This window comes from Bradyrhizobium sp. T-1, from assembly GCF_053592855.1.
On sequence record NZ_CM132115.1, the window covers coordinates 4,069,054 to 4,095,128 of the forward strand.

Here is a 26,075-nt window from a genome sequence, read left to right on the forward strand (position 1 = left end):
TGACCGTGACTCACACCGTTCTCATCGGGCTCGGCGTCCTGATTGCCGTCCTCACCGTGGTCTCGGTGTTCGGCTGGCTGCCGTCACTGCGCATCGTCCCTGATGCTACGCATTTCGACTTCACGCGCTTCCGCCGCATCAGTTTCCCGATCTCGGCGGCGCTGTCGATCGTCGCCATCACGTTGTTCTTCACCCATGGCCTGAATTTCGGCATCGACTTCCGCGGCGGCACGCTGTTGGAGGTGAAGGCGAAGTCGGGCGCCGCCGACATCGCGGCGATGCGCACGACCCTGGATGGCCTGCGTCTGGGCGAAGTCCAGTTGCAGCAGTTTGGTGGCCCGGAGAACGTGTTGATCCGCGTCGCTGAGCAGCCGGGTGGTGACGCCGCCCAGCAGGAGGCCGTGCAGAAGGTCCGCGGCGCGCTCGGCGATTCCGTCGAATACCGCCGCGTCGAAGTGGTGGGTCCGCGCGTCTCCGGCGAGTTGCTCGCCTTCGGCATGCTCGGCCTGATGCTCGCGATCGTCTCGATCCTGATCTATCTCTGGTTCCGGTTCGAATGGCAGTTCGCGCTCGGCGCCATGATCGCCAACGTGCACGACATCGTGCTGACGATCGGATTCATGTCGATCAGTCAGGTCGATTTCGACCTGACCAGCATCGCGGCACTTCTGACCATTCTGGGCTATTCGCTCAACGACACCGTCGTCATCTATGACCGCATCCGTGAAATGCTGCGGCGCTACAAGAAGATGCCGATGCCGCAGCTGCTCAACGAGTCCATCAACTCGACGCTGTCGCGTTCGATCATCACCCACTTCACGGTGACCCTGGCGTTGCTGGCGCTGCTGCTGTTCGGCGGTCATGCCATCCACAGCTTCACGGCTGTCATGATGTTCGGCGTGGTGCTGGTCGGCACCTACACCTCGATCTTCATCGCAGCGCCGATCCTGATCTATCTCGGCGTCGGCGAGCATCGCGAAGATGCGAAGGACGAGGCTGCGCCGGCGAAGAAAAACAAGGCATGATCCGAACCGCGGGCCCTCGCAGGAGTTTGCGAGGGCACCAGGCTCATTCGGACGAAGCTCATGGCCGGCGATCCCAACGCTCCCCATTTCCCGCGCTCGGCGCCGATCGAGGCCTACGGCAAGGGCGGCTTTGCCTTTGCCGGCATGTCGCACCGGGGCTCGCTGCTGTGCCTGCCTGATGCGATCTGGGCCTGGGATGTGACCGATCCAACCAAGATCGACCGCTACTCGCTGGATCGGGTCTTCGCTGCTGCCAACAGCATCGATACGCTGCTGGTCGGCACTGGAACCGGGCTCTGGCTAGCCCCGTCGGAACTGCGCCAGGCCCTGAAAGCGGTGAGGGTGGTGCTGGACACCATGCAGACCGGCCCCGCCGTGCGCACCTACAACATCATGATCGGCGAACGGCGCCGCGTCGCGGCTGCGCTGATTGCAGTGCCATGAGCAGCGCTGCGACGCCGCCCGATGGCGTGACCATCTGCGCCGACCTCGTGCGCAGCTATGACTTTCCGCGCTATGCCGCGACCCTCTTCGCTCCGGCCGTAGAGCGCCGAGCGCTACTGGCGCTCTACGCCTTCAATGTCGAGATCGTCCGCGTCCGCGATCAGGTGACCCAGCCCTTGCCCGGAGAGATCCGCTTTCAATGGTGGACCGATCTGTTCTCGGGTCTTGTCCACGGCAGCGCCGAGGGCAATCCGGTGGCGGCGGAACTGTTGCGCGCGATCCGCGATTTTGACCTGCCGGTCGAGCCGCTGTCGCTGCTCGTCGACGAGCATCAGTTCGATCTCTATAACGATCCGATGCCGACCATGACGGCGCTCGAAGGCTATCTGGCGGCGACCTCTTCGGCCCTGTTCGCACTGGCGGCGCGGATCATGGGCGAAGCTTCCGAGGCAGCCGAGCACCTCGCTCGGCACGCCGGGTTGGCGCAGGGCATCGCGCAGGCGATTGCCAACTTGCCGCGGGACTCGTCCCACCGGCAATTGTTCCTGCCGCAGCAGTTTCTGACCAGCCATGGCTGCGCCATCGAGGATGTGTTCGCCGGCAAGGAGACGCCCAATCTTCGTGCCGTCCTGGACCAGCTCGTCGGCGAGGCGCGGCAGCATCTGGCGACGGCCTCGTCACTCCTGGTGCAAGTGCCACCGTCGGCGCGGGTTGCGTTCCTGCCGTTGAGTCACGCGCAGGCCGATCTCAATCGTCTGTCGCGGCCGGGGCGCAATCCTTTCGCACCGCAGCCACCATCGCGCCTGCGCACGCTGTGGACGCTTTGGCGGGCTTCACGATCGCGGGAATTTACCAAATAGCGGTTGGCTTATCGCCCGAGGCGGCCAAATGCTCTATGCTGTCCCATGGCCGAATTGTCCCAAATCGCAATCCCCGATCTGAGCGGCCTTCCGGTCGTGCCCGGTGACATTCACGCTGCCGCAGAGACGATCCGGGGGGCCGTTGTCGAGACGCCCTGTAGCTTCAGCCGGACGCTGAGCAACATCTGCGGCTGCGAGCTTTGGCTCAAATTCGAAAATCTCCAGTTCACGTCCTCCTTCAAGGAGCGTGGTGCGCTGAACCGGCTCACCGCGCTGACGCCGGAGGAGCGGGCGCGCGGCGTCGTCGCTATGTCAGCCGGCAATCACGCGCAGGGCGTTGCCTATCACGCCAAGCGGCTTGGCATTCCCGCCACCATTGTCATGCCGGTGGGCACGCCGATGGTGAAGGTCGAGAACACCAGGCATCATGGCGCCGAGGTGGTCGTTACCGGCGCGACGCTGGAGGAGGCGGCTGCGTTTGCGCGAAGTCACGGCGAAGCCCGCGGCATGATCTTCGTCCACCCCTACGACGATCCGCTGGTCATTGCAGGGCAGGGCACGGTCGGGCTGGAGATGCTCAAGGCGGTGCCGGAGCTCGACACGTTGGTTGTCCCGATCGGCGGCGGCGGCCTGATCAGCGGCATTGCCATTGCGGCGAAATCGATCAAACCTTCACTGCGGATCCTCGGCGTCGAGGCTTGGCTTTATCCTTCGATGTACAATGCCGTCCATGGCGGCAATCTGCCGGCGCGCGGCGATACGCTCGCCGAAGGCATCGCAGTCAAATCGCCGGGCAAGATCACCACGGAAATCGTCCGCCGCCTGGTCGACGACATTGCGCTCGTGAACGAAGCCGAGCTCGAACGCGCGGTCGCAACCCTGATCTCGATCGAGAAGACGGTCGTCGAGGGGGCCGGCGCCGCAGGCCTGGCGGCGATTATGTCCGATCCCACGCGCTTTGCCGGCGAGAAGGTCGGTCTGGTCTTGAGCGGCGGCAACATCGACACCAGGCTCATCGCCTCGGTGCTGACGCGCGAGCTCGCGCGCGAGGGGCGGCTGACGCAGCTCTCGCTCGATATTCCTGACCGGCCCGGTCAATTGGCCGCGGTCGCGGCACTGCTGGCGGAAGCCGGCGCCAACATCATCGAGGTCTCGCACCAGCGGACCTTCTCCGACCTGCCGGCCAAGGCGACGCTGCTGCAGCTCGTCATCGAGACCCGCGACAGCGCCCATCTCGACGAGGTCATGGCCAAGCTCGGCGCGTCCGGATTGAGCGCGCGCTGCACTTGAGGCAGCTCGAGGGCTACTCCGGCAGCCCCGCGACGCGAAGCGCATCACCGAGCTCCGCGGCCAGCGCCGGAGAGCAGTTGACGCCCTGGAACTGACGGCCGTAGCGGAAGGTCGGGTGCAACTCCATCACCCGAGCCGCGGCCGCTTTCGCCTCCTGCAATCGGCCTAGCTTTGCAAGGGCCGCCGCCAGTTGCACATGGGTGATGCTGTGGCGCGGATTGGCCTGAACGGAGCGGTAAGCGGCGCGACAGGCTTCTTCGTACCGGCCACGGTGGAAATGTCCCATCGCCTGCGCGTCGAAGGCGGCAAAGGCCCAGGAATCGAACGGGCTGAGCCGCATGCCGCGCTCGCTCCATTCGATGGCGCGGTCGGCATCGCCACCCCAACCGAGCATGACGCTTCCGAGGATGTAAGTCAGCGCGGACGACGGGCTGATCGAAAGAGCAGCGTCGAGGGCAGTAAATGCGGCGGCGCGATCGTGCCCATCCATGCCGATCGAAAAGCCCGCCAGCGTGAGAGCCAGCGCGTCGTCCTGCCCGTGGGCGATCGCTGAGCGCGCGTGCCTGATCGATGCCGCGCGGCTCACCTCCCGCAGACCAGCGCGGAGGAACAGGCAATGATGGCACATCGCAGCGTTGCCGTGCGCCAGCGCGTAGGAGGGCTCTAGCGCGATCGCGCGTTCGAGCAATACAAGCGCCTGCGTCACCTGCTCCGGCATGCCGGAATCGACATCCGGCTGGGCTCGCAGGACGAGGTCATAGGCATCGAGGCTATCCGGCCGCTTACGCTTGACCCGGTTGATTTCGGCGCGGCGCAGGCTAGGTGCGATGGCGCCGACGACGGACATGGCGATCTCGTCCTGGAGCGCGAAAATGTCCTCGGACCTGCGGTCGTAGCGCTCGGCCCACACGTGCATTCCGGTCGACGCGTCGATCAGTTGACCGGTGATCCGCACATTGCCGCCGGCTTTCCGGATGCTGCCTTCCAGCACGTAGCGCACGCCAAGTTCGCGTCCGACCTGCTTCACGTCGATCGCTCGGCCCTTGTATGTGAACGTGGAATTTCGCGCGATCACGAACAGCCAATTGATGCGCGACAGGCCGGTGATGATGTCATCGACCATTCCATCGGCAAAATAGTCCTGTTCAGCATCGCCGCTCAGGTTCGCAAAGGGCAACACCGCGATTGATGGCCTCTCGGGCAGTGCCAGTGATGGCGCGGACGCACGGTCCGGGTCGGTCGTCGTCACGGCCGGGCCGATATAGCGATAGCCGCGTCGCGGCAGTGTCTCGATCCACTGCGCCTCTCCGGAAGCGTCTGCCAGCGTGCGGCGGACGGCTGCGATCTGGACGGTCAGGTTGCTGTCCTCGATCGCTTGGGCGGGCCAAGCCGCCTCGATCAGGGCATCCTTGGATACGGGCATGCCGGCGCGCTGCACCAGCAGGGCCAGGAGCAGCACGGCGCGCTGGCCGAGTGGGGTCGGCTCGGCTCCGCGGAACAGAATCCCTGCATCGGCATCGAGGCGGAAGGGACCAAATTCAAGGATCGCGGCCATCGTCGAAGAAGGACACATTTCGCAGGTTTTTTGCAATGTTTTCCGCACCGCTTCGCTACTTCCCGGGGCGGGGGGCGCCATCATGGCGCCATTGCTGCGCAATGGTGCGACCAGCCATGGAGGACCACATGAACGCAAAGCCTCTCATCCGCAGGCCCGGCGAGACCGGGGGAGTGATGCTGCGGGGCCAGCCGATGGCTTTTCTGGTGACCGGGCAGGACACGCGGCACACCAGCATGTTCGACTGGACCATTCCGGCCGGGTTCGCCACGGGCCGGCACGTCCATCGTGTGCAGGAAGAGACCTTCTACATGCTTGAGGGCGAGTGCGAATGGCACGTCGCCGAAGAGGTCGTCAGGGCCACGCCGGGGACCTATCTCTTCATTCCACCGGGCGTTCCCCACAATATCACCAATGTCCGCGACAAGCCCGCGCGCGTGCTCATGACGGTGTCTCCACCGGGGCACGAGCATTATTTCGAGGAATTGGCCAAGCTCACCGCCAGCGGACCACCGGATGCGACGGCCATCAGCGAGCTGCGTGCCCGCTTTGACACCGACCAGCTATCGGCACTGACGACGAGAGCCTAGGTCCGGGTCTGGGTCTTGTGTCGTCTGGTGCCACTAATGTTGCGCCAGACCTGCCACGTGGGCGATCAGGAGGTCGATCTCAGCTTCCGTGTTGTAGTAGTGCGGCGAGGCGCGCACGACCACCGGCAGTGCGCGGACTTCCGCATCGATGCGGGTACTGGATGGATCCGAGGCGCCGATCGTGATGCCGGCCGCGGCTGCACTGCGGACGATAGCATCCGCCTCATGCCCCTCCATCGTGAAGCTGACGATGGCGCCCGGCGCGCGCCCAAGATCGCGAATGGTGACGCCGCGAACTGAAGCGAGGCCATTGCGCAGGCGGTCCGCAAGCAGGCGGCAGCGTTGCGCGATCGGGCCGAGACCGATCGCGAGAGCATAATCGACGGCCGCGCCAAGCCCGAGCCGGGCCGCGTAATTGTTTTCCCAGGTCTCGAACCGGCGCGCATCGTCGCGGAGCTCATACTGGTCCCGCGAGACCCAGGGCGCCGCAAAATGGTCGATCATCGGCGGCTCAAGCTGCTGCAGCAGCTGGCGGCGGACATAGAGAAATCCGGTTCCGCGTGGGCCACGCAGGAATTTGCGGCCGGTCGCCGACAGCATGTCGCAGCCGATCGCTTCGACGTCGACCTGCATCTGGCCGACGGCTTGGCAGGCATCGAGCAGATAGGGAATGTTGTGTGCGCGCGCGATCCGGCCGATGGCAGCGGCGGGATTGACCAGCCCGCCATTGGTTGGAACCCAGGTGATCGCGATCAGTTTCACGCGGTCGTCGATCATGCGTTCAAGCGCGTCGACGTCGAGCTCGCCGGTGGCATCGCTCGGCACGACATCCACGACCGCGCCAGTGCGCTTGGCGACCTGAAGGAACGCGACATAGTTGGCCGCGTACTCCGCCTCGGCGGTCAGGATGCGGTCGCCCTTGCAGAACGGAAGCGAATAGAACGCCATCTGCCAGGCAACCGTCGCATTCTCCACCAGCGCAACCTCATTGGGCGCGGCATTCAGGAGACGCGCCACCGAGCCGTAGACCGCGTCGAGCCGTTCGGATTCACGGTCGGCAGCGGCATAGCCTCCGATCTCGCTCTCCAGATCGATGTGCTCTTTCATCGTCGCGACGACCGGTGCCGGCATTAGCGCCGCGCCCGCGTTGTGGAGATAGGCGATCCGAGAGGCCGCCGGCGTGTCGGCGCGCATTCGGTCGATGTCGATCAAGCTGGCTCTCCTGTCGCAATCCATCGGCATGCACTAGACGTGCCGAACAAGGCGAGCAAGACGGCGGACAAGCGAGGAACTGGCCCGGCTCGCCTCAGATGCAGAGGCCTAGCAGCTTGACGTGGCAATTGCTGGATTTGGGCTTGCTCGTGGGCGCAGCCTCGCGCTTGACGGCAACCAGAGGCTCTTTGTCCTTGTTCTTCTTGCCCTTCGGCTCGTAATCCCCGGCGATCACCATGGCCCAATAGGTGCGCTTGCCGCTGGGATTCTTCGCACTTGCGATCCCGACGCGAGAGGCGTTGTGCAGCAGCAGGTTCTTGCGGTGTCCCGAGGAGTCGATCCACTGTCCCAGCGTCTTCTCGAAATTATCGTAGCCGTAGGCGATGTTCTCCGCGGCACGGCCCGCGCCAGACGGCGCGACGCGCTTGTTGAACGGGCCGAGGGCGTCGTGGCTGAGATCGTCCTTCGCCGCCATGGCACGGGCCTGGTCCATGGCGATGCGGTCGAGCGTTGCGTCGCGTACGACGCGGCCCTCACCATGCTTCAGCCGGAAGCCGGAGATCTGCTCGGCCGCGGACTCCGCGGCCATCACAGGCGCGGCCTCCAGCAGCACTAGACCCGCCAACAGCAGGGCTGCGCGGCGCCTCATGGTCCCCCAGCGAGTCATTGTTCCCAAGTCAGTACAGTTCCAGGCTTCTCTACCGGCATTGTGGAGGCTTCAAGGCGCGGCGCACGCCATGGTCTAACCGGTGGGCAGGTTGGCCTCGAAGTTGAAGCGGTCCCGGAGGTTCTTGCGCTGCTCCAGGATGTCCTTGAGGAAAGCGCGGTCTTGGTCGTTCTTCATCATGGGCTCGATCAAGTCGAGCTGGTTCATGGCGACCAGCTGCAGGATCTCGGTGCGCGGCTTGCCGCCGGAGTCGCGTGGTAGGGCGTGGACCACCTGAATGTGCTCCGGTGGCTTCGGCCCCTTGGCGGCAGCGAGCTCGTTGCGGAGCTGGCTTTCGAGCGCAGCCTGATCAGCTTCGACGAACGCATAGAGCCCTACGCCGGAGCGGCGATCGGCAAAGGCAACGATGGCGGTGTCGCGCACGGCGGAGTTCTTGCGGATCAGTTCGGCCAAGACCGGCGCGTCATTGACGAGACGGCGGCCGCCACCCTCGCGGTCGGTGAAGTTGAACAGGCCGCGGGTGATGGCGCGATAGACCTTCTTTCCGGTGGCGAGCCACAGGCTCGCGGCGAAGGATTTCTTCGCCAGGATCTTTCGCTCGCGCGGCGTCAGCGCCTCGGGCGCATAAGAGCGCTTGTGCTTGAGCAGATGGCGGAGATCTTCGTAAGCGAGGATGCGATAGAGCCGCCCGCGCCGGGCAAAGCAGGCGGCGAGCTGGAAGTCGGTCACGTAGGCGCGGCCGTCGCGGCCGACCAGCCAGTTCTGTTCCTTGGCGAGATCGTTGTGGCAGATGCCGGCGCGGCGCAGCCGGCGCAGGGCCACCTTGGCCGAGCGGAAATAAGCGAGGTCGCCATGGGGCTTTGCCAGATGCAGCGCAACGCCGTCGACAAAGCCGCGTACCAGCGCGCGACGGCCGGCCCAGAGCAGTTCAGGGCCGACATCGAGGCCTTTGGCGAGCGCCAACGCGTGCTTCTCGCGTGCAAACAGATGGCGCGCCAGCAGGAACGACCACCACGGCACCTCGTCGAGCCGGCGCAGCACCGCGTCGACTTCGCCGCTGTCAGCGCGGAAGCGGCCGCGCTCGACGGTCGAGAACACGTCGCGCTTGAGCAGCACGCCCTCGGTCCAGTGCGCCGAGAGCATCGCGGCGTCGTCTTTCGGGAGACTCATCGAAAACTCACGCGGCTACGGCAATGCGCAAATGATCGGCGATCCAGCGATCGAGATCGGCGAGCGCCAATGCGCTCATCGCCTGCTTCTTGGCCACCGTCTTCTCGTTGCCGCGCAGGCGCGTGCCGTCCGGCTTCTTCGTCGGCGCACTCGCGAGCGGCGGAAACAGGCCGAAATTGATGTTCATCGGCTGGAACGAGCGGGTGCCCGGCTCGATGGTCTCGATATGGCCGCCCGTGATGTGGCCGAGCAAGGATCCGAGCGCCGTCGTAGCCGGCGGGCTCGCAAGCGTCTCGCCGCGCGCGTCGGCAGCCGCATAGAGGCCGGCGATGAGGCCGACACTGGCGGATTCCACATAGCCTTCGCAGCCCGTCATCTGGCCGGCAAAGCGCAGCCGCGGCTGCGCGCGCAGGCGCAACTGGCTGTCGAGCAGCTTTGGCGAGTTGAGGAAGGTGTTGCGATGCAGGCCGCCGAGGCGGGCGAACTCGGCCTTCTCCAACCCCGGAATGGTGCGGAAGATGCGCTGCTGCTCGCCATACTTCAGCTTCGTCTGGAAGCCGACGATGTTGTAGAGGGTGCCAAGCTTGTTGTCCTGGCGTAGCTGCACGATCGCATAGGCTTTGGTGGCGGGATCGTGCTGATTGGTGAGGCCCACCGGCTTCATCGGGCCGTGGCGCAGCGTCTCGGGACCGCGCTCCGCCATCACCTCGATCGGCAGGCAGCCGTCGAAATAGGGCGTGTTGGTCTCCCATTCCTTGAACTCGGTCTTTTCGCCTGAAATCAGCGCGGCGACGAAGCCGTCATACTGCTCCTTGGTCATCGGGCAGTTGATGTAGTCGGCGCCGTTGCCGCCGGGGCCAACCTTGTCGTAGCGCGACTGAAACCAGGCCACCGACATGTCGATGGATTCGCGATGTACGATCGGTGCTATGGCGTCGAAGAAGGCGAGCGCATTTTCGTCGGTCAGCTCGCGGATGGCGTCGGCCAAGGGCGCCGAGGTGAGGGGCCCGGTCGCAACGATCACGTTGCTCCATTCGGCCGGCGGCAGGCCCGCGATCTCGCCGCGGGCGATCTCGATCAGGGGATGGTCGTTCAGGGACTTGGTGACGGCGGCCGAGAAGCCGTCGCGGTCGACCGCAAGCGCGCCGCCGGCGGGCACCTGATTGGCATCGGCCGCGCGCATGATCAGCGAGTCGAGGCGGCGCATCTCAGCATGCAGCAGGCCGACAGCGTTGTTGGCGGCGTCGTCCGAGCGGAACGAGTTGGAGCAGACGAGCTCAGCGAGCCCGTCGGTGCGGTGCGCCTCGGTCATGCGGTCCGGCCGCATTTCGTGCAGCACTACGGGCACGCCAGCCTTGGCCACCTGCCAAGCGGCCTCTGAGCCGGCAAGGCCGGCGCCGATGACGTGCACGGAATTGGATTGGGGTCCTGTCATGGGGCGGACAGGTAGCGCTTTTCGGCGGTCAGTGGAATCGCCGAGATCGAGTTTTCTGCCATCAGAAACGACAACGCCCGCACGAGGCGGGCGCTATCGGTTCGTCCGGTGAAAGGCTGAACGGTATCAGCCCTGATACTGACCGGCGGCAACGCGCGGGATGTCCGAGCGATCGAGGCCGATGTCAGCCAGTTCGCGATCGCTGAGCTGGGACAGCTCGGCAACATTGCGCTGATAGTCCCGGAAAGCCTGGATCATACGGATAAGTGAGAGCAGCATGGTAGTCTCCTGTAGTTCGATTCAGCCCTTGCCGGGCCTCATCGTTAAAATGAATATAGGTGAGAGTAGTGCAGTGCGAAAGTTCCGATGTTGCGATGCAGCTAAGCGTAGAACGCATGGCGCAGGTAAGGAGCGATTAACCTGTCGAGAGTCCCGCCCAGTAGCCAGGCGAAACCTCGGACGGCAAGCAATAAACTCCGTGAAATCACGGGTTTATCGATCCATCTTCGATTCTGATTGTTCAGAAAATAGGTTACATTCTCGTGACCTGCGAGGGCGTCATGTTAGCTTGTGAGCCCAAGTCTGATATGCGTGATTCGCATGATCTGGCTTTTCTAGAGATGAATCATTATTCAGTTTTACTGAGCGAGATTCTCTGATTTCGGAGGAGTCCGAGCTTAGCTTCCAGGCGATTTTGGCCGTTTTCGCAGCGCTGCCGGACGGTCCTGCGAAAGATCCCGAGGGCTATTGTCCCATGATGCGCTGCACACACGCCAAGCGTGCATATTCTGATTACGAAGTTGTAATGAAAATCAGAAATTTCGCATGCGGCTCTGCGCGCTGCGCAACATCACGCAATTCTCGCGCGGAATTTATTGCGGCAAGTTGCCGCGTCAGCAGCAAAGTCATGTTGCAGATTCCGGCAATGTCGCTGGCTCTGTTCCAAGAACAAGAGAAGGAAAGTAACATCATGACGAAGTTACTCGGGGTTATCGCAATTGCTGCCGTCGCATTGGCCGTCGCGCCGGCTCAGGCCGCCAAGCACGCCATGGGCGGCTGCAGCGGGGCCAATCTGGAGAAGACCGAGACCGCGATCGAGGCGATGCCGGACGGCGACAGCAAGTTCGTCGCTGAGAAGGAGGTCACGGCGGCCCAGGACGCGCTACTCAACGGCAAAATGGGGGCGTGCGGCATGCATCTGAACAAGGCGATGCACGCCACCATGGGCAAGTAATCGGGTAGGTAACGCAATCCAAGAGAGGGCCGGTCGCCGGGCGATCGGCCCTATGCGTTTTGTCTTAGTGCGCGTCTTAGGGGGCGTGCGCGAGTTGGGTAGCAAAATAGGCCACCGTCTTGGAATAGACCTCGCTCTTGTTCCACTGCTGGAGCACCGCGAAGTTCGGGCTGCCCGGCTGCCAGTCCTTGCCCTTCTGCCAGCCGTAGCCGGCGAGATAGTTGGCCGTAGAGGCGAGCACGTCGGGCGCGTTATGCAGCAGGTCGCGCTTGCCGTTGCCGTCGAAATCGACGGCATATTTCATCCAGGATGACGGCATGAACTGGGTCTGACCGAGTTCACCGGCCCAGGCGCCTTTCATGTCGGCTGGCGCAAGATCGCCGCGCTGGACGATGCGCAACGCATCCATCAACTCGCCACGAAACTGCTCGGCGCGCCGGCAATCATAGGCGAGTGTCGCGAGCGAGCGGATCGTCGCGAACTTGCCGGTGTTGACGCCGAAATCGGTCTCGAGACCCCAGATCGCGACCAGGATCTCGCCGGGCACGCCATAGGTCTGCTCGATGCGCGACAGCACCGAGCCGTACTGCTTCATCATGTTGGAGCCGCGCGTCATCCGCGGCGGCACCATGCGGCCGGAAAACTCTTCAAAGGTCTGGGTGAAGACCTTTTGCGACTTGTCGCGGTTGAGCACGCTCTGATCGAGCGTCACGCCGGCAAGTCCGGCGGTGATGGCCTGCTGCGAGATACCCTTGGCCGCAGCGTCGGTTTTGAAGTCCGCAAGCCAGGCGTCGAAATTGCCTGAGCCGCAGGCAACAGCGGCAAGTGCTGGCTGGGCGGACAGGATGGATGCGGAGAGGGCGAAGGCTGCGAGAGCGAGACGAGAAATCGTCGGGGTCATCAGATGAAATGGATTCCGTGAAGTGATCTGACCGGCGGGCGCAATCTCGGTTGTAACCGCGGCCAAAGCAAGGCGTATGGTAGCGCGCAGAGCCTGCCCGAGCCAAGCCCGGGCAGGTTCGCATGTCACGATATCGTCAGGCGTCCCTCCGATTTCGCCAGGGGAACAGGTTGGCCGGGAAGTCGGCGGCCGGCTTGCGCGGACGCTGCGGTGGAGGCGGCACCGGCCGTGCGCCGGGCTCGGAGACGATCACCTTGCGGTAGAGATGCCAGGTGGCGTGGCCGAGCAGGGGAATGACGATGGCGAGCCCGAGAAACGCGGGGATGGTGCCGAGCGCGAGCAGCACCGCGACAATCAGGCCCCAAGCCGCCATCGGCACCGGGTTCTTGGCGACGACGCGGAGCGAGGTGACCATCGCCTCGAACGCGCCGGCATGCCGGTCGAGCATCAGCGGGAACGATACAGCGCTGATACAGAGCGCGGCGAGTGCGAACAGGAAGCCCGTGCCACAGCCGACAACGATCAGCCACCAGCCCTGTGATGTCGTCAGCACGCGCGTCACGAAGTCCGAGATTCCAGTCACGCCCTCATAGCCGAACGCCGCAATATAGATCGCCTGCGCGGTCGCGACCCAGGTCACGAACAACGCGAGCAGCAACGTGCCGAGACCGAGCATGGCGCCGAAAGACGGGGAGCGGAGCACGTCCATCGCGTCCCAGGCACTGGCTTCCTCATAGCGCTCGCGCCGGCTCGAGAGCTCGTAGAGGCCGAGCGCTGCGAACGGGCCGATCAGGGCGAAGCCCGCGGCCAGCGGAAACAGCAGCGGTATCACTGAATAGCCCATTGCGACGCGCGCGATCACGAGGCCGAGCACAGGATAGATCACGCAGAGAATGATGGCGTGGCTCGGCACCGCCTTGAAATCTTCCCAGCCGCGCTTGAGCGCGTCGTGCAGGTCGGAAAGTCGGATGGTTCGGATTACCGGTCCAGCCCCGTCTGCGGTCCGGCCCATCGTGGGGACATTGCCCTGATAGAGTGTGGCCATGGTCGGCTTGCTCCCTTGCCATGCAGCCGAGTTTGGCGCCGGCAACGGCGCAAGCGGCCGCTCTTCTGAGTTTCGCGAGTCCAACCAGGCGCGAATTCCGGATGGCATCGCGAGCTGAACACGAAGCCTACGCCCATTTCCGAGCCCTGTCCCTCACGCTTGGGTGAGATTCGATGCCGCAGCGCAACCTTGACGACGTCATTCGGTCGTCATTTCGCCGCAGATAAGCTCATGCTGCTTGTGGGTCGCGTGAACAGCGCGGGCGCAATGCAGAAACTTCATCTATAAGGGCCCCATTCGGGGCCTTCCAACGGGATCCTTTTCGGGGAGCAGACATGAGCATTTTCGGGAAAATCATGGGCGCAATCTTCGGCAGCCATCCGGCTTCCGCGGCGCCCGCCGGCGGCGCACCCGCGGGTAGCGCGCCTGCAGGGGCCGCGCCGAGCGGATCGGCGCCAGCGTCTGCGCCGGCAGCCGCGCCCGCAGCAACGGTGGACGTCGCCGCGATCGTCGACGCGGCCGTCGCGGCGCACAAGGGCGAGAAGCTGGAGTGGCGCACCTCGATCGTCGACCTCATGAAGGCGCTCGACGTCGATTCGAGCCTTGCCGCGCGCAAGGATCTTGCCAAGGAGCTCGGCTACACCGGCGACATGAACGACTCCGCTAGCATGAACGTCTGGCTGCACAAGCAAGTGATGTCCAAGCTCGCCGCCAACGGCGGCAAGCTGCCGCCTGAAATCAAGCACTGACCGACGGATCGGTCGACCTCAAAGGGCCCGCGATGTCGCGGGCCCTTTTCATTTCAGGCAACGAGATCCGCATTCTCCGGATGCCTGTCGAGATAATCGACGACGAAGCCACAACCCGCGACCACCTTCTTGCCGTCGCGCCGGATCAGGTCGAGCGCGCCGTTGATCAATTCGGAGGCTATGCCGCGGCCGCGTAGCGCACGCGGCGTCTCGGTATGGGTGATGATGACGGCCGACGGCGTCAGCCGGTAATTTGCGAAGGCTAGTTCATCGCCGACATCGAGCTCGAAGCGGCTCCTGTCCTTGTTGTCGCGTACCGTTGCCGTCATCCCTGATCCTTCCGAAGCCGTGCTTATTTCCTGATCTAGGCGCCTGAACCGGCCCTTGCCAAGGCGCGACCAAGGCAGGTTGCCGCAGGGGAGATATCTGCAAAATGCGTGTCCCGCTCAGCCTCATGGCCTTGCTCGCCATGGTCGTCTCGACGGCGCCGGTCCCGGCCGCCGCCGAAGGTGGTCCGGCCTGGGAAGCCTGTGTCGGGCTCACCAGCACGCCGGATGAGCGGGTGAAAGCCTGCTCGACCGTGATCGACGCAAGAAGCGAGACCGGCCGGAGGCTCGCCGGCGCCTATTGCAATCGCGGTCACGGCCTGACCGAGAAACGCGAGCTCGATGCGGCGCTGTCCGATCTCGATGAGGCGGTCAAGCTCGACCCGGCTTACGCCTGCGCCTTCAACAATCGCGGCCGCGTCTACGGCTTCAAGCGCGACTATGATCGCGCCATTGCCGACTACGACGAAGCCATCAAGCTCGATCCCTCGCTGGCGATGGCCTACAGCAATCGCGGCGAGTCTCGGTACAACAAAGGCGATCTCGACGGCGCCATCGCCGATTTCGACGCGGCGATCAAGCGTAATCCCAGCTATGCCACCGCCTACGCCAATCGGGGCTACGTCTATGCCCGCAAGCACGACACGGCGCATGCGCTGGCCGACTTCAGCATGCGGATCAAGCTCGCGCCGGATCTGCTTGCCTATATCGACCGCGGCAACGTTTATCGCGACAGCGAGCAGCTCGACCGCGCGGCCGCCGACTATGGCGAGGCGATCCGGGTCGCGCCGACCGATGCGCGCGGCTGGCGCAACCGCGGTATGATCCGGCTCTACCAAGGCGACAACAAGGGCGGACTCGCCGACTACGACAAGGCGCTGGAGTACGATCCGTCTGATGTGTTCTCCTGGAATAATCGCGGTCAGGCCAAGATGAGACTTGGGAACAAGCAGGGCGCCATTGCCGATTTCAGGAAGGCGCTGGAGTTGCGCCCCGGCCTGCCGACCGCACGCGAGGCGCTCCAGAAGCTTGGAGCGCTGTAGCCGCAGTGCGTCATGAATTCCTTGCCGTGAATGTGGAGCGGCGGTCGTGAATAATTTCCGATATCGCTCTTGCAAGTTCCGTGGCGGTTCCCACGTCGATTGCAGGACATACGCCCGAATGCGGCCGGCAGGGTCGCTAGACATTCGGAGTGTCATGATTGCCAGCCGCCCGACGTATGCCTCTTTTGTAGGAGGATACAATGTCGGACTTTGGTTTCTTGAATACTCATCGCACATGGGAAGACTGGTGTGGGATGCTGCTGGGCGCGTTGATTGTCGCCTCGCCGTGGTTTCCCATCCAGGATCAGCCGGGAATCGCCGGACACCAGGCGATGGTCCTGAACGCGGTCGCGGTCGGCCTCGTCATATTTGGCCTAAGCCAGCTCGAATACGTCGCCTTGCAGCGTTGGCAGGAGGTCGCGACGATCCTGGTCGGGCTGTGGCTCATCGTCTCGCCCTATGTGCTCGGCTATTCTGGCGGAGGCTTTCTCCGGATCTACCACACCAGTCTCGGCGCAGTGGCGGTGATCTTGGGCGTGCTGCAGTTGTGGCAGGACTGGGATCTGAGTGACCAGGACTTGCTGAGGCACGGGCAATAGGCCGTGAATGTCGGCAGGCCCGCCGCGCGACCGGCGGGCCTGAGCTTGCTCATTGCTGCACCATATCCGCATAGTCCGGGTGCTTTTCGATCCACGCCCTCACGAACGGGCATTGCGGGATCAGCTTCAGGCCCCTCGCGCGGACCTGATCGAGCGCGCCTTGCACCAGCTTTGAGCCGACGCCTTTGCCGCCGAGCTCTTTCGGCACGTCGGTATGTTCGAAGGTGATGATGTTGCCTTCGAGCTTGTAGTGCTCGGTTGCGAGATGGCCCTCCACCTCGAGCTCGAAGCGGTGATGGGCCTTCTTGTCGATGACGTCGCTCATGGTGTCTCCCGTTAGCTCTTCAGCGCGTCCGTCAGCATCTTGCGGATCGACCAGGCCTCACCGTCCGAAGAGCCCTTGATGTCGTCGATCTTCCAGCTGCCAGTCTCGCGCACGAAGTCGTAACGTACGATCCGGTCGGCCGGTTTGCGGTCGTTGCGGTGGCCGGTGATGGTCACCGCAAGCGTCGCCTTGTCGGCCTCGATCTTTTCCGCGTCAACCTTGAACGCCTTGACGTCGGGTTCCTGCGAATTGGTGACGGGATCGAAATCGATCGGCCCGACGTCGCCCTTCGGTGTATGCGCATCCGCCTTGGCCCACAGCGCAACCAGCGCCTTGGAGAGATATTTCGCTTTCGCGGCCTTGTTCTCGATGACGAAGGCGGCGCCACCATCGCCTTTTCCTTTGGCGGCGCGGGTGTAGATCGCGGTCAGGATTGTGACGGGATCGTTGGCGGTGGGCGCCTGAGCGAAGGTGGGCGTGGCGGCGGCGAAGAGAGAGGCGGCAACGAGGCTGCGGCGGGTGAGCATTGTTCGTCCCTGAGATGTTGGCACGCGACGATAGGCCGGAATGGCCACGTCAGCGCGGTATCTCAGTAGAGCGGCGGAGGCGTAGTTCGGTTCCATCGACCGCCTTGGCGAGCCGCGAATCTTCCGGCGGTTGTTTCGGGCGGAGGCAGCCCTGGCAGATAACCAGGGAGCGATTGACCTTGGCGTCCTGCTCGGCCTCGATGCCGTCCTGGGCCTGCCACCATTCCTTCGAATAGGGCTGAAGCCCGGCCTGCGACTTGGCTCGCTCGGATGCGTCGGCTGTGCGCGCTGCTCGCGACGGCTGGGCGGCGGTATGTGGTCGATTGGGATCTTCGCCAGCGCCATCCCAGGCGTAGCGGGCGGGCCTGAAGGCGGGATCTGAAGCCAAATGCGCTTGCGGGGCCACGGCACATCCGGCAAGCGCCAGCGACAGCAGGAGAAAGGCGGGCGCTTTGACCATGATGGGACACTCTGTACGCGACAACTGATGGAAGTTGCGCCGATCATGTTTAAAATTCCCTGAACGATTGCGACCGCGCAGGCGACCAACGCGCATGCGCTATCTGTTCGTCCTGCTCACGATGCTCACGGCCGCCGCGCGTGCTGACCACGCCAAGCCGTTCAATCCCGCCGACTATCCACCTGCCGTGCAGAAGGCGTTACATTACGCCAATGAGGAATGCGACAGCCAGGGCGGTGGTGCGGTGACCTTCGCGCCGGATACGGTGCGCAAGATCGACCTGACCGGTGACGGTCGCGACGATTACATCGTCGATTTCCGCGAAACCAAGTGTGGCGAGCGCGAGAGCACCTATTGCGGGACTGGCGGTTGTGTGCTGGACATTCTGGTGACGTGGCCGGACGGCAGCGTCCGTGCTGTGTTCGACGGTTATGTCCGCAGCTACGCCATCGTGGCACCGCCGATGAAGCGCGGCGCGGCGCGTGTCATCCGCTTCGACCTGCATGGCAGCTATTGCGGCGGTTTCGGCGCGCAGGTCTGCGTCAAGGAGAAGGCGATCACGGCGACGCCGTTCGAATTCAGGAAACCGTAGGGCAGGTGCGCGGATCGTGGCCTTGCAGGGCCGCGTTCGATGGCGATAAATGGGCTGCAATGAGCAGATGGCTTGCGTGCTGTCTGCCGTCGAAGAGGAAGCCCGATGCAGCCGCTCCGCATGTCCCGCCGCGTCATGAATCTCGCCTACATGCTGACCCAGAATGCACGGCGGCATGGATTGCGCCCAGGTTTCGTCTGGGGTGACAAATCCTGGACCTGGCGCGAAATCGATGCGCAGGTTTCGGCGCTGGCGGCGGCGCTTGCTGCGCGCGGCATCGCCAAAGGCGACCGCATTCTCGTCCATTCCAAGAACGGCAACGAGATGTTTGTCTCGATGTTTGCGGCGTTCCGGCTCGGCGCGGTCTGGGTGCCCACCAATTTCCGCCTGATGCCTGACGAGGTCGCCTATCTTGCGCAGGCCTCCGGCGCGAAGGCGTTTCTCTGCCATGTCGATTTTCCCGAGCACGCGGCGGCGGTGAAAGGAAGTGCACTGGAATTCACCTGGAGCATCGACGGCAAGGCCTCGTTCGGCGAGCGCTCGGTTGCTGACGCCATAGCCTCGCAGGCAGGCCAAGTGGTCGAGAACGTCGCGGTCGAGCACGACGATCCCTGCTGGTTCTTCTTCACGTCCGGTACCACCGGCCGCTCCAAGGCCGCGGTGCTGACCCACGGCCAGATGGGCTTTGTCGTCACCAATCATCTCGCCGATCTCACCCCCGGTGTCACAGAAGCGGATGCGTCGCTGGTGGTGGCGCCGCTCTCGCATGGCGCCGGCGTGCATCAGCTGGTGCAGACTGCGCGCGGCGTCTGCACCGTGCTGCTGCCGACCGAGAGATTCGACATCGACGAGGCGTTCCGCCTGATCGAAAGGCATCGGGTCGGCAATCTCTTCACGGTGCCGACCATTTTGAAGATGATGATCGAGCATCCCGCGGTCGACAAATACGATCATTCCTCGCTGCGTCACGTGATCTATGCCGGCGCGCCGATGTATCGCGAGGACCAGAAGGCTGCGCTGAAGAAGCTCGGCAAGGTCATCGTGCAGTATTTCGGCCTCGGTGAGGTCACCGGCAACATCACTGTACTGCCGGCGGCGCTGCATGATCCCGAGGATGGCCCGCACGCGAAGATCGGCACCTGCGGCTTCGAGCGGACCGGCATGCAGGTCTCGATCCAGGATGACGAGGGCCGCGAGCTCCAGGCGAACCAGAGCGGCGAGATCTGCGTGATCGGGCCTGCGGTGCTCGCCGGCTACTACGACAATCCGGAAGCCAATGCGAAGGCATTCCGCAACGGCTGGTTCCGGACCGGCGATCTCGGTCACATGGATGAGGAGGGGTTCGTCTACATCACGGGACGCGCGTCGGACATGTACATTTCCGGCGGCTCCAACATCTATCCGCGCGAGATCGAGGAAAAAATCCTGACCCATCCCGGAGTCGGCGAGGTAGCCGTGCTCGGCGTGCCCGATGCGACCTGGGGCGAGGTCGGTGTCGCCGTCTGCGTCGCGCGCGACGGCGCGAAGCCGGTGAGCGAAGCGGAGATGGCGGCGTTCCTGTCGCCGAAGGTGCCGCGCTACAAGATGCCCAAGCGGTTCTTCTTCTGGGAGGCGCTGCCGAAATCCGGTTACGGCAAGGTGCCGAAGCGCATGGTGCGCGACGAACTCGAGGCGCGCGGGCTGCTCGATCTCGACCAGACCAAGACAGGCTGAGCGTCGGTGATGCGGACGATCAAGCAGCCGGGCGCAGCTGTCGCCGAACGCATCCAGTGGGTCGAGGCGAGGGGGCGTGCCTTCTCGTTCACGCTTGAAGCAGGCCTGCCGCTGCTGGAAGCCGCGCGCCGCGGCTTTGCGGCGGAGGGCTTTGCGGGCGGCGTCCTGAATTTCGGCAGCGGGGCGCTTGGGCCGTTCGCCTATGTGATGCCGGCATTGTCGAAGACCGGCGAGAATGCCGCGTTCTACAGCGACACGTATCGGCCCGCGGGCGTGACGCGTACGCGGCTCGGCAGCATGACGCTCGGCACGCGCGACGGTGCGCCGTTCTTTCATTGCCACGGACTGTGGACCGAGGCGGACGGCAAGGCCAGCGGCGGCCACATGCTGCCGGACGAGACGGTTGTTGCCGAGCCATTCGAGGTCCAGGCCTTCGGCATCGATGGCGCGATGTTCACCGCCGAGCCCGACCCGGAGACCAATTTCAAGCTGTTCGGGCCTGTCGCCGCCGCGAGCACGGGTGCGCGCACGAGCAGCCGCGCTTTCGCGCTGCGGCTGCGTCCCAACCAGGATTTTGCTGGCTGCCTCGAAGCCTTCTGCAAGGCGCACGGCATTGCGCACGCCAAAATCCACGGCGGTGTCGGCTCGACCATCGGTGCGCGCTTCACCCATGGCGGCACGACCGAACCGTTTGCCACGGAGCTTGCGATCGCCGCCGGGACGATCGCGCCGGGAGGGTCCGGCGCGCTGGAGGCCGCGCTCGACGTCGCCCTCATCGACTACACCGGTGGCATAGCCGAGGGGGGCTTGGTTCGCGGTGACAATCCCGTGCTAATGACCATGGAGCTGGTGCTGGAGCCTGTCGGCTAACCACGACTGAGGCGTGCTGCCGCTCCTCATTGCTACTTTCCTATCTCCGGTGTTCCTGGTATGTTCCAACGACGACATGGAACCCGAGTTGGGGATCGGCGGAGGGGTCATATGGGTCGAAGGGGCAATCGGACGATCAATTTGCCGGCGCCATACCTGAAACGGGTCTGGCTCGATCCGTCGCAGGTTGGCGATCGTGACGCTTATCCATTCTGTCTTCCGATCTTCGCAGACGATTTCGAGTTCAGCTTCGACACGCCCATCACGATCATTGTCGGGGAGAACGGCACGGGCAAGTCTACCATCCTGGAGGGGATTGCAGCGCTCGCCGGCTACGACGAAGCAGGCGGCGGCAAGGGCTACAGGCCGGTCGATCACTCCATGGCGCTCGAAAAGATGGGTGGGACGCTGTCGAAGGCGCTGCGCGCAAGCTGGTTGCCCAAGATCACCAATGGCTGGTCCTTTCGTGCCGAAAGCTTCTTTTCGGTCGCGAGATACCTCGATCAGGCCGCGCTGGATGACCCGTTCGGGATTCTGCGAAGATCCTGCGGGGTTCATCGACGCCGCGCTGCAGGATGAATAGGGGGCAGAGCAAATGAGCAGGAAAAGACGCCGACAAACCACGCTGCGTGCGCCCTATCTGAGGCGCGTCTGGCTCGACCGCGCACGGGTTGAAGACTGGGAGGCTTATCCGTTCTGCCTTCCGGTGTTCAGGGACGAGTTCGACCACAGCTTCGACGCCGCCGTTACGATCATCGTTGGCGAGAATGGCACGGGCAAGTCGACTATCCTCGAAGGCATCGCAGGGATGGCCGGCTTTGCGAGCATCGGCGGGCGCAAGGGTTTTCATGAGCTCGACGGCGGCGGCATCGAGATCACCGGCGACGAGCTGTCGTCTGCGTTGAGGGCTGCGTGGGTGCCGAAGGTGACCGACGGCTGGTTCTTTCGGGCGGAGACATTCTTTTCGGTCGCGCGTTATCTGGACCGCTCGGCGGTAGATGCAGCGACAGCCATGGAAGGCGTGTTTGGTGCGAGCGTTCAGGAAGCGCCGGACTATCTCTCCTTCTCGCATGGCGAGGGCTTTCTGGTCTTCTTCGAGGAGCGCTGCCAGAAGCAGGGCATCTACATTTTCGACGAGCCGGAATCGGCGCTGTCGCCGGCGCGGCAGATGGACTTTCTCAAGCTGCTGCATCGCATGGATCTCTCCGGCAATTGTCAGGTCATCATGGCGACCCACGCGCCGCTGCTGATGGCCTATCCCAATGCGCAATTGCTTCGACTCGGCAAATATGGCCTCGAACCGACAACGGTCGAGCAGACTGATCATTATCGGGTCATGCGAGAGTTCTGCGCCGACCCGCGCGGCTTCGTCGAGGCGACGCTGGCGGAATAAGTGAGCGGTCGATCACCACGGGCTGGCGCGCATTTTCGTCATGGCCAGATAGGTCGATTCATTAAAGCCCGATATCCCTGTCGAGCTCGATCCTTGGAAGAGGTCGAGCACGGGCGAGTAGGTCTGGCTGGCGTTCTTTGCGTCGTACATGGCCGAGAAACGGCTGAGCAGCTTTGAAACTTTCGCGGGATCGCCGAGATCTTTGAGATTGAGGTATTTTTCCACGATCCTGGCTTGCTGATCGATCTGCATCGAAGCCATCTGGTCAGGCAGATCGAAGGTGGTGCGAAATACTTCCGAAAGGGCCTTGTTGGCTAGGATGTCGTAAGCGGACGTGACGTGTCCCGCCATGCGCTGGAAATACAGCGCCAGACGAACGCCGGGATTTGTATCCCCCTGCTGTTGCTCCAGGCTCTGCTCGAGATAGTTCTTTTGCGTTGCGAGAAATTGATCGCGCTTTTGCGGGCCAATCATCGCAAGTCGCGCGACGTTGCCCTTGCTGTCAAAATTGAACGACGCCGCGATCTCGGCAAAACGCGGATCGCTCTCCGTGTTCGCGAAGCTCTTGGGATCGTTGAGATCGGAGGCGAAGATCTTCTTGAGATAGGCGGTACTCACGTTCGCAGGCTCCAGACCCTTGGCGACCAGAATGAAGTCGACCAGATTCCTGTTTGAGAGCAGATCGGAAACGCTCTTGATGGTGCCAATCGACTGTTGATAGTCCGTCGCTTCCTTCTGGGCTTGAGCTTTGACTTTCGCCTGGTCCTGCGTGCTTGCAGATTTCAATTTCGCGATGACGTAGTCTTTCGCGATATCGAGGATTTCGGCCGAATCCTGGGCCGCCAGGGGTGTCGTCAGATTGCCTTTGGCGTCGAAGTTGAACGCACGCGCGAGCTTGACGTATCGATCGTCCTTGAGCGTATAGACATAGCTCTTGGGGTCGTTGAGGTCGCTTTCGAGCACAGCCTTCACGGTGGACTGCGAGACTTGTGTAGGGTCGAGGCCGACTGCTGCCAGCGCGAAATTATACGCGACGGGCGAGGACACCAGCGCCTGCAGCGTATTCACATTGGGAATGGCTTTTCTGAATTGCCCGATGACCAAGGCTTCCTGCAGCGGACTTGCCGCTGCATAAACAGCCGACTTGCTGTTGTCGAAACTCTGGTTCGTGCTTGCGAGGTTTGCACCGGTCTGCGCGGAGGTGCCTGGTGGAAGCGATCCGTCGGGCGAAAATTCGAACGCGCCGGCCAGGTTCATGAACCGGCCCGTCATCGCGATGGCGTCGTTGGTGCTTGATATGCTGCTCACGGCGGACTGCAGGCGGTATCTTTCGACCAATATCTGGACGTTCAATTGATCGACGTCAGCGCCGGGTTGCGACAGTTGAGCCGTGTAGTCGGCGATCTTCGTGCTGGCGTCGGTTGCATCCGATTTGGCTTGAGCTAGCTGGACGTTGAGGCCATCCAGCTGGGACGAGAAGGTGACATTGACGTAGCTGTTCGGGTCGGATGGGTCACTGGACAGGACCTGCTTGATCGTGTCGCGTGGCCACTTGCTCTGATCGATCCCGAAAGCCGACGCGACATAGTTGCGAAGACGATCGTCGTTGAGAAGCTCGTCGACGCTGGTCACGCTGCCAATCTTGGCATTGTAGTATGTCGTGTCGGCGGCAACTGCATCGACGTTGCTCTTCATGGCCGCCGTGTACAGTCCGATCATGTCGTCGGTCTGGTTCTCCGATTGCGCGACCTTCGTTTCACCGCTGGCGAAGGAAAAGGCCGCGGCAAACTCCCGGTAACGCTTGTCGATCAGCGTATTGGCAAAGCCCTTGGAGTCCGTGAGATCGCTCTGCAGCACTTTCTTCATGAAGGCCTTGGCATAGGCCATGTCTTCCAGGCCAAAGGCCTTCGTCGCGTAATGATACAGGCGATAGTCGTTCATCAGGTCGTCGACGGTCCGCACCTTGCCGATGTTGGCTTTGTAGTAGAGGACTTCGCGCGATACGTCTGATTGCTGCGCCACCCGCGTCAGAGACTGCGTGAGATTGCGCGCGACGTAGCTGTAGCTGAAGTAGGTGGACACCATGGGGAATTCCTGACGGCTCGGCGGGTCCTGGACGTCCGTCAATCATTGCCGGGTCGCAAGGCAGGGGCTGGCTTCATGCCAGCACTCAGAAACATTGTTTCAATTCATTACTGCGATTCTGAGTGGCAACCTTAGGTGTCGCTTGCGTCCAAGCGCCGCATCGGATGCATCTCTCCGGCAAGCTTCCCGCAAGCAAGATGTGGGAGGAGGTTCTTTTCCCTGGAATGCCCGGGACATGATGTATTTCCGAATTCGCGTAAAGCGAAGTATTCGCTCTGGACCCATTTGACCATCGTCTGGCGCGCCTTGCCCGCCGGGCAACGCATGGGCTTCTAGGCCGCGGGCAGCATTGCCGCCACGCCGTCGCCACGAAGCAGTCTCCCCAGGGTCCAAAAATGCGTTACGATGCCCTTAGCGCGCCTCAAGTCGCGCCTGGTGAAAGGATGAGGAAACGAGATGAGGAAGACGATCGGTCGTGCGATCGCCGGGGTGGCGGTGCTTGCAGTGACGGGGATGGCTCTGACGGCGGCTTTTGTCCCGGCCAGGGCGCATGGCCCGACCCGGCAGAAGGTGCGGGAATCCATCGAGATCAATGCGCCGGCGGCCAAGGTCTGGGCAGTGATCGGCAATTTCCAGGATATGAGCTGGCTGCCGCCGGTTACCAAGACTGAGGGCGAGAAGGGCAATGAGATCGGCGCGACGCGGCGGCTGACCCTGACGGGAGGTGCCACGGTCGACGAGGAGCTCTACAAGTTTGACGCCGCCGCCATGACCTATTCATACCGGATCACTGCCGTGGACGTGAAGGTGCTGCCGGTCAACAACTATTCCTCGACGCTGACGGTGACGCCGAGCGCCGACGGCAAGGGTGCAACGCTGGAATGGGCCGGCGCGTTCTATCGCGGCTTTCCGAACAACGATCCGCCGCCAGAGCTGAGCGATGAGGCCTCGGTCAAGGCGGTGAAGGGGCTGTATCAGACCGGCCTCGAAGCGCTGAAGAAGAAGATCGAGAGCGGAAGCTGACCGTGCGGGTCCTGGTCCTGGCGGCGCTCGCCGCCAGCGTCGCGAACGCCTCGGCGGAAGAGGCGTTCGTCACCAACCAGCTCAGCGACGACCTGATGGTCGTCGACCTCGCCACGTCGCGCAGCGTCGCGACCATCCCGATCGGCGGCAAGCCGGCGGGCGTTGCCGTCACCGCGGACGGCCGCTTTGCCTATGTGACGAGCCCCGATGCCAAGGCGGTGACGGTGGTGGACGCCGCCACACGGCAGGTCGCCGGCCGCATCGAGGTCGGCGGTGGGCCGCTCGGCATCGCCGTGACACCCGACGGCAAGACAGTCTATGTCGCCGACTGGTACGCGGCTGCGGTGCGGGTGATCGATGCGGGGGCGCGCAGCGTCACCGCCAGCATCACCGTCGGGGCCTCGCCATCGGGGCTCGCGGTGACGCCTGATGGCAAGCTGCTGCTCTCGGCGGACCGCGACGACGACAGCGTCTCGGTGGTGGATACCGCAACGCGCGAGCGCAAGGCGGTCATCAAGGTCGGCACGCGCCCGTTCGGTGTCACCATCGATGCCGAGGGCAAGCGCGCCTACACCGCCAATGTCGGCTCCAACGACGTCTCCGTGATCGACATCGCGGAGGCACGCGAGATCGGCCGTGTGCCAGTCGGGATGCGGCCCTATGCCGTGGCGCTGACGCTCGGCCGCGGCTTCGTCACCGATCAATATGGTGGCACGGTCAGCGTGTTCGACGTTGCGACGCTGAAGCCGATCAAGCGCATCAATGTCGGCGATTACCCCGAAGGCATCAATGCGACCGCCGACGGCAAGCGCATCATCGTCGCCTGTTGGGAGAGCAACACGCTGGATATCATCGATGCCACCGACCTCAAGGTGATCGGCGAGGTCAAGACCGGCGACGGCCCGCGCGCGTTCGGGGCGTTCTTGCGGAAGACGGAGTAGG

Annotated in this window: 28 protein-coding genes and 1 pseudogene; 16 read left to right on the plus strand and 13 right to left on the minus strand. The window is 63.4% G+C overall.

Features of this window, described 5'->3' with window-relative positions:
* Positions 1 to 5 precede the first annotated feature (5 nt).
* The 4 genes from secF to ACWAT4_RS19570 are packed head-to-tail and all read left to right on the plus strand — an operon-like array spanning position 6 to position 3,619.
* Positions 6 to 1,025 carry a protein translocase subunit SecF gene (gene secF / locus ACWAT4_RS19555; RefSeq protein WP_212300766.1) on the plus strand — a complete coding sequence of 340 codons (1,020 nt, stop codon included), beginning with the start codon at positions 6 to 8 and terminating at the stop codon, positions 1,023 to 1,025.
* 60 nt (positions 1,026 to 1,085) lie between these two features.
* Positions 1,086 to 1,469, plus strand: coding sequence for an Mth938-like domain-containing protein (locus ACWAT4_RS19560; protein ID WP_449731149.1), 384 nt, complete (start codon positions 1,086 to 1,088; stop codon positions 1,467 to 1,469).
* Positions 1,466 to 2,329, plus strand: a complete 864-nt coding sequence (locus tag ACWAT4_RS19565; protein ID WP_212300764.1) for a phytoene/squalene synthase family protein — start codon at positions 1,466 to 1,468, stop codon at positions 2,327 to 2,329. The genes ACWAT4_RS19560 and ACWAT4_RS19565 overlap by 4 nt, the downstream gene beginning before the upstream one ends.
* Before the next feature lie 45 nt (positions 2,330 to 2,374).
* Positions 2,375 to 3,619, plus strand: coding sequence for a threonine ammonia-lyase (locus ACWAT4_RS19570; protein ID WP_212300763.1), 1,245 nt, complete (start codon positions 2,375 to 2,377; stop codon positions 3,617 to 3,619).
* 13 nt (positions 3,620 to 3,632) lie between these two features.
* Here the strand turns inward: ACWAT4_RS19570 and ACWAT4_RS19575 are convergent, their stop codons facing one another.
* Positions 3,633 to 5,174 (minus strand): winged helix-turn-helix domain-containing protein, encoded by a 1,542-nt coding sequence (locus ACWAT4_RS19575; RefSeq protein ID WP_212301106.1) that lies wholly within the window; start codon positions 5,172 to 5,174, stop codon positions 3,633 to 3,635.
* 128 nt (positions 5,175 to 5,302) lie between these two features.
* Between ACWAT4_RS19575 and ACWAT4_RS19580 the strand changes: the two genes are divergently transcribed.
* Positions 5,303 to 5,764: a cupin domain-containing protein gene (locus ACWAT4_RS19580; RefSeq protein WP_212300762.1), complete on the plus strand. Its 462-nt coding sequence runs from the start codon at positions 5,303 to 5,305 to the stop codon at positions 5,762 to 5,764.
* A 33-nt stretch (positions 5,765 to 5,797) separates the two neighbouring features.
* On the opposite strand, the gene ACWAT4_RS19585 is transcribed toward ACWAT4_RS19580, so the two are convergent.
* From ACWAT4_RS19585 to ACWAT4_RS19605, 5 genes are all read right to left on the minus strand, one after another.
* Positions 5,798 to 6,976: an aminotransferase class V-fold PLP-dependent enzyme gene (locus ACWAT4_RS19585; RefSeq protein ID WP_449731150.1), complete on the minus strand. Its 1,179-nt coding sequence runs from the start codon at positions 6,974 to 6,976 to the stop codon at positions 5,798 to 5,800.
* Positions 6,977 to 7,070: 94 nt separating this feature from the next.
* Entirely contained in the window at positions 7,071 to 7,625 is a 555-nt protein-coding gene (locus tag ACWAT4_RS19590) for a CAP domain-containing protein (protein WP_249209909.1), read from the minus strand.
* A 93-nt stretch (positions 7,626 to 7,718) separates the two neighbouring features.
* Positions 7,719 to 8,813: a serine/threonine protein kinase gene (locus ACWAT4_RS19595; protein WP_449731151.1), complete on the minus strand. Its 1,095-nt coding sequence runs from the start codon at positions 8,811 to 8,813 to the stop codon at positions 7,719 to 7,721.
* Positions 8,814 to 8,820: 7 nt separating this feature from the next.
* Positions 8,821 to 10,248, minus strand: coding sequence for a methylenetetrahydrofolate--tRNA-(uracil(54)-C(5))-methyltransferase (FADH(2)-oxidizing) TrmFO (gene trmFO, locus ACWAT4_RS19600; RefSeq protein WP_212424638.1), 1,428 nt, complete (start codon positions 10,246 to 10,248; stop codon positions 8,821 to 8,823).
* A 126-nt stretch (positions 10,249 to 10,374) separates the two neighbouring features.
* Positions 10,375 to 10,527 (minus strand): DUF1127 domain-containing protein, encoded by a 153-nt coding sequence (locus ACWAT4_RS19605; RefSeq protein WP_007590701.1) that lies wholly within the window; start codon positions 10,525 to 10,527, stop codon positions 10,375 to 10,377.
* A 628-nt stretch (positions 10,528 to 11,155) separates the two neighbouring features.
* On the opposite strand from ACWAT4_RS19605, the gene ACWAT4_RS19610 reads away from it, so the two are divergent.
* The gene (locus tag ACWAT4_RS19610; protein ID WP_212301105.1) at positions 11,156 to 11,482 is read left to right on the plus strand and encodes a hypothetical protein; all 327 of its coding nucleotides are present in this window, start codon (positions 11,156 to 11,158) and stop codon (positions 11,480 to 11,482) included.
* Between the two features lie 76 nt (positions 11,483 to 11,558).
* Here ACWAT4_RS19610 and ACWAT4_RS19615 read toward each other — a convergent pair whose 3' ends face one another.
* Both ACWAT4_RS19615 and ACWAT4_RS19620 read right to left on the minus strand, forming a co-directional pair.
* Positions 11,559 to 12,383, minus strand: coding sequence for a lytic murein transglycosylase (locus ACWAT4_RS19615; protein WP_212424639.1), 825 nt, complete (start codon positions 12,381 to 12,383; stop codon positions 11,559 to 11,561).
* 136 nt (positions 12,384 to 12,519) lie between these two features.
* Positions 12,520 to 13,428, minus strand: a complete 909-nt coding sequence (locus ACWAT4_RS19620; protein WP_212300756.1) for a DUF2189 domain-containing protein — start codon at positions 13,426 to 13,428, stop codon at positions 12,520 to 12,522.
* Positions 13,429 to 13,763: 335 nt separating this feature from the next.
* On the opposite strand from ACWAT4_RS19620, the gene ACWAT4_RS19625 reads away from it, so the two are divergent.
* Complete coding sequence (locus ACWAT4_RS19625) at positions 13,764 to 14,177, plus strand: DUF3597 domain-containing protein (RefSeq protein WP_212300755.1); 414 nt, start codon at positions 13,764 to 13,766, stop codon at positions 14,175 to 14,177.
* 53 nt (positions 14,178 to 14,230) lie between these two features.
* On the opposite strand, the gene ACWAT4_RS19630 is transcribed toward ACWAT4_RS19625, so the two are convergent.
* Positions 14,231 to 14,506: a GNAT family N-acetyltransferase gene (locus ACWAT4_RS19630; protein WP_212300754.1), complete on the minus strand. Its 276-nt coding sequence runs from the start codon at positions 14,504 to 14,506 to the stop codon at positions 14,231 to 14,233.
* A 104-nt stretch (positions 14,507 to 14,610) separates the two neighbouring features.
* On the opposite strand from ACWAT4_RS19630, the gene ACWAT4_RS19635 reads away from it, so the two are divergent.
* Both ACWAT4_RS19635 and ACWAT4_RS19640 read left to right on the plus strand, forming a co-directional pair.
* Positions 14,611 to 15,546: a tetratricopeptide repeat protein gene (locus ACWAT4_RS19635; protein WP_212300753.1), complete on the plus strand. Its 936-nt coding sequence runs from the start codon at positions 14,611 to 14,613 to the stop codon at positions 15,544 to 15,546.
* Between the two features lie 200 nt (positions 15,547 to 15,746).
* The gene (locus tag ACWAT4_RS19640) at positions 15,747 to 16,145 is read left to right on the plus strand and encodes an SPW repeat protein (protein WP_212300752.1); all 399 of its coding nucleotides are present in this window, start codon (positions 15,747 to 15,749) and stop codon (positions 16,143 to 16,145) included.
* A 49-nt stretch (positions 16,146 to 16,194) separates the two neighbouring features.
* Here the strand turns inward: ACWAT4_RS19640 and ACWAT4_RS19645 are convergent, their stop codons facing one another.
* The 3 genes from ACWAT4_RS19645 to ACWAT4_RS19655 are packed head-to-tail and all read right to left on the minus strand — an operon-like array spanning position 16,195 to position 17,553.
* Entirely contained in the window at positions 16,195 to 16,470 is a 276-nt protein-coding gene (locus ACWAT4_RS19645) for a GNAT family N-acetyltransferase (RefSeq protein WP_449731152.1), read from the minus strand.
* Positions 16,471 to 16,481: 11 nt separating this feature from the next.
* On the minus strand, positions 16,482 to 16,997 hold the full coding sequence (locus ACWAT4_RS19650) for a DUF3828 domain-containing protein (protein WP_449731153.1): 516 nt from the start codon (positions 16,995 to 16,997) through the stop codon (positions 16,482 to 16,484).
* Positions 16,998 to 17,046: 49 nt separating this feature from the next.
* Positions 17,047 to 17,553 carry a hypothetical protein gene (locus ACWAT4_RS19655; RefSeq protein WP_449731154.1) on the minus strand — a complete coding sequence of 169 codons (507 nt, stop codon included), beginning with the start codon at positions 17,551 to 17,553 and terminating at the stop codon, positions 17,047 to 17,049.
* Between ACWAT4_RS19655 and ACWAT4_RS19660 the strand changes: the two genes are divergently transcribed.
* The 5 genes and pseudogenes from ACWAT4_RS19660 to ACWAT4_RS19680 all read left to right on the plus strand — a co-directional run bounded on the left by ACWAT4_RS19660 (position 17,552) and on the right by ACWAT4_RS19680 (position 22,025).
* Entirely contained in the window at positions 17,552 to 18,049 is a 498-nt protein-coding gene (locus ACWAT4_RS19660) for a hypothetical protein (RefSeq protein WP_212300748.1), read from the plus strand. The two genes, ACWAT4_RS19655 and ACWAT4_RS19660, sit on opposite strands and share 2 nt — an antisense overlap.
* 105 nt (positions 18,050 to 18,154) lie before the next feature.
* The gene (locus tag ACWAT4_RS19665) at positions 18,155 to 19,762 is read left to right on the plus strand and encodes an acyl-CoA synthetase (RefSeq protein ID WP_212424642.1); all 1,608 of its coding nucleotides are present in this window, start codon (positions 18,155 to 18,157) and stop codon (positions 19,760 to 19,762) included.
* 9 nt (positions 19,763 to 19,771) lie between these two features.
* Positions 19,772 to 20,632, plus strand: a complete 861-nt coding sequence (locus tag ACWAT4_RS19670; RefSeq protein WP_212424643.1) for a PCC domain-containing protein — start codon at positions 19,772 to 19,774, stop codon at positions 20,630 to 20,632.
* Between the two features lie 111 nt (positions 20,633 to 20,743).
* Positions 20,744 to 21,151, plus strand: a pseudogene (locus ACWAT4_RS19675) (AAA family ATPase); the annotation flags it as partial.
* 76 nt (positions 21,152 to 21,227) lie between these two features.
* Complete coding sequence (locus ACWAT4_RS19680; protein WP_212300745.1) at positions 21,228 to 22,025, plus strand: AAA family ATPase; 798 nt, start codon at positions 21,228 to 21,230, stop codon at positions 22,023 to 22,025.
* 12 nt (positions 22,026 to 22,037) lie between these two features.
* Here ACWAT4_RS19680 and ACWAT4_RS19685 read toward each other — a convergent pair whose 3' ends face one another.
* Positions 22,038 to 24,110 carry a DUF1217 domain-containing protein gene (locus ACWAT4_RS19685; protein ID WP_449731155.1) on the minus strand — a complete coding sequence of 691 codons (2,073 nt, stop codon included), beginning with the start codon at positions 24,108 to 24,110 and terminating at the stop codon, positions 22,038 to 22,040.
* A gap of 456 nt (positions 24,111 to 24,566) precedes the next feature.
* Between ACWAT4_RS19685 and ACWAT4_RS19690 the strand changes: the two genes are divergently transcribed.
* Both ACWAT4_RS19690 and ACWAT4_RS19695 read left to right on the plus strand, forming a co-directional pair.
* Positions 24,567 to 25,133 carry an SRPBCC family protein gene (locus ACWAT4_RS19690; protein WP_212424645.1) on the plus strand — a complete coding sequence of 189 codons (567 nt, stop codon included), beginning with the start codon at positions 24,567 to 24,569 and terminating at the stop codon, positions 25,131 to 25,133.
* Between the two features lie 2 nt (positions 25,134 to 25,135).
* Positions 25,136 to 26,074: a YVTN family beta-propeller repeat protein gene (locus ACWAT4_RS19695; RefSeq protein ID WP_212300742.1), complete on the plus strand. Its 939-nt coding sequence runs from the start codon at positions 25,136 to 25,138 to the stop codon at positions 26,072 to 26,074.
* Position 26,075: the final 1 nt, after the last annotated feature.

What these genes read in the sequence shown, in the direction of transcription:
- ACWAT4_RS19560 (WP_449731149.1), top strand. Translation starts at nt 1,086, where the DNA reads ATGGCCGGCGATCCCAACGCTCCCCATTTCCCGCGCTCGGCGCCGATC.
- ACWAT4_RS19565 (WP_212300764.1), top strand. Translation starts at nt 1,466, where the DNA reads ATGAGCAGCGCTGCGACGCCGCCCGATGGCGTGACCATCTGCGCCGAC.
- ACWAT4_RS19570 (WP_212300763.1), top strand. Translation starts at nt 2,375, where the DNA reads ATGGCCGAATTGTCCCAAATCGCAATCCCCGATCTGAGCGGCCTTCCG.
- ACWAT4_RS19575 (WP_212301106.1), bottom strand. Translation starts at nt 5,174, where the DNA reads ATGGCCGCGATCCTTGAATTTGGTCCCTTCCGCCTCGATGCCGATGCA.
- ACWAT4_RS19580 (WP_212300762.1), top strand. Translation starts at nt 5,303, where the DNA reads ATGAACGCAAAGCCTCTCATCCGCAGGCCCGGCGAGACCGGGGGAGTG.
- ACWAT4_RS19590 (WP_249209909.1), bottom strand. Translation starts at nt 7,625, where the DNA reads ATGAGGCGCCGCGCAGCCCTGCTGTTGGCGGGTCTAGTGCTGCTGGAG.
- ACWAT4_RS19595 (WP_449731151.1), bottom strand. Translation starts at nt 8,813, where the DNA reads ATGAGTCTCCCGAAAGACGACGCCGCGATGCTCTCGGCGCACTGGACC.
- trmFO (WP_212424638.1), bottom strand. Translation starts at nt 10,248, where the DNA reads ATGACAGGACCCCAATCCAATTCCGTGCACGTCATCGGCGCCGGCCTT.
- ACWAT4_RS19605 (WP_007590701.1), bottom strand. Translation starts at nt 10,527, where the DNA reads ATGCTGCTCTCACTTATCCGTATGATCCAGGCTTTCCGGGACTATCAG.
- ACWAT4_RS19610 (WP_212301105.1), top strand. Translation starts at nt 11,156, where the DNA reads ATGTTGCAGATTCCGGCAATGTCGCTGGCTCTGTTCCAAGAACAAGAG.
- ACWAT4_RS19615 (WP_212424639.1), bottom strand. Translation starts at nt 12,383, where the DNA reads ATGACCCCGACGATTTCTCGTCTCGCTCTCGCAGCCTTCGCCCTCTCC.
- ACWAT4_RS19620 (WP_212300756.1), bottom strand. Translation starts at nt 13,428, where the DNA reads ATGGCCACACTCTATCAGGGCAATGTCCCCACGATGGGCCGGACCGCA.
- ACWAT4_RS19625 (WP_212300755.1), top strand. Translation starts at nt 13,764, where the DNA reads ATGAGCATTTTCGGGAAAATCATGGGCGCAATCTTCGGCAGCCATCCG.
- ACWAT4_RS19630 (WP_212300754.1), bottom strand. Translation starts at nt 14,506, where the DNA reads ATGACGGCAACGGTACGCGACAACAAGGACAGGAGCCGCTTCGAGCTC.
- ACWAT4_RS19635 (WP_212300753.1), top strand. Translation starts at nt 14,611, where the DNA reads ATGCGTGTCCCGCTCAGCCTCATGGCCTTGCTCGCCATGGTCGTCTCG.
- ACWAT4_RS19640 (WP_212300752.1), top strand. Translation starts at nt 15,747, where the DNA reads ATGTCGGACTTTGGTTTCTTGAATACTCATCGCACATGGGAAGACTGG.
- ACWAT4_RS19645 (WP_449731152.1), bottom strand. Translation starts at nt 16,470, where the DNA reads ATGAGCGACGTCATCGACAAGAAGGCCCATCACCGCTTCGAGCTCGAG.
- ACWAT4_RS19650 (WP_449731153.1), bottom strand. Translation starts at nt 16,997, where the DNA reads ATGCTCACCCGCCGCAGCCTCGTTGCCGCCTCTCTCTTCGCCGCCGCC.
- ACWAT4_RS19660 (WP_212300748.1), top strand. Translation starts at nt 17,552, where the DNA reads ATGCGCTATCTGTTCGTCCTGCTCACGATGCTCACGGCCGCCGCGCGT.
- ACWAT4_RS19655 (WP_449731154.1), bottom strand. Translation starts at nt 17,553, where the DNA reads ATGCGCGTTGGTCGCCTGCGCGGTCGCAATCGTTCAGGGAATTTTAAA.
- ACWAT4_RS19665 (WP_212424642.1), top strand. Translation starts at nt 18,155, where the DNA reads ATGCAGCCGCTCCGCATGTCCCGCCGCGTCATGAATCTCGCCTACATG.
- ACWAT4_RS19670 (WP_212424643.1), top strand. Translation starts at nt 19,772, where the DNA reads ATGCGGACGATCAAGCAGCCGGGCGCAGCTGTCGCCGAACGCATCCAG.
- ACWAT4_RS19680 (WP_212300745.1), top strand. Translation starts at nt 21,228, where the DNA reads ATGAGCAGGAAAAGACGCCGACAAACCACGCTGCGTGCGCCCTATCTG.
- ACWAT4_RS19685 (WP_449731155.1), bottom strand. Translation starts at nt 24,110, where the DNA reads ATGGTGTCCACCTACTTCAGCTACAGCTACGTCGCGCGCAATCTCACG.
- ACWAT4_RS19690 (WP_212424645.1), top strand. Translation starts at nt 24,567, where the DNA reads ATGAGGAAGACGATCGGTCGTGCGATCGCCGGGGTGGCGGTGCTTGCA.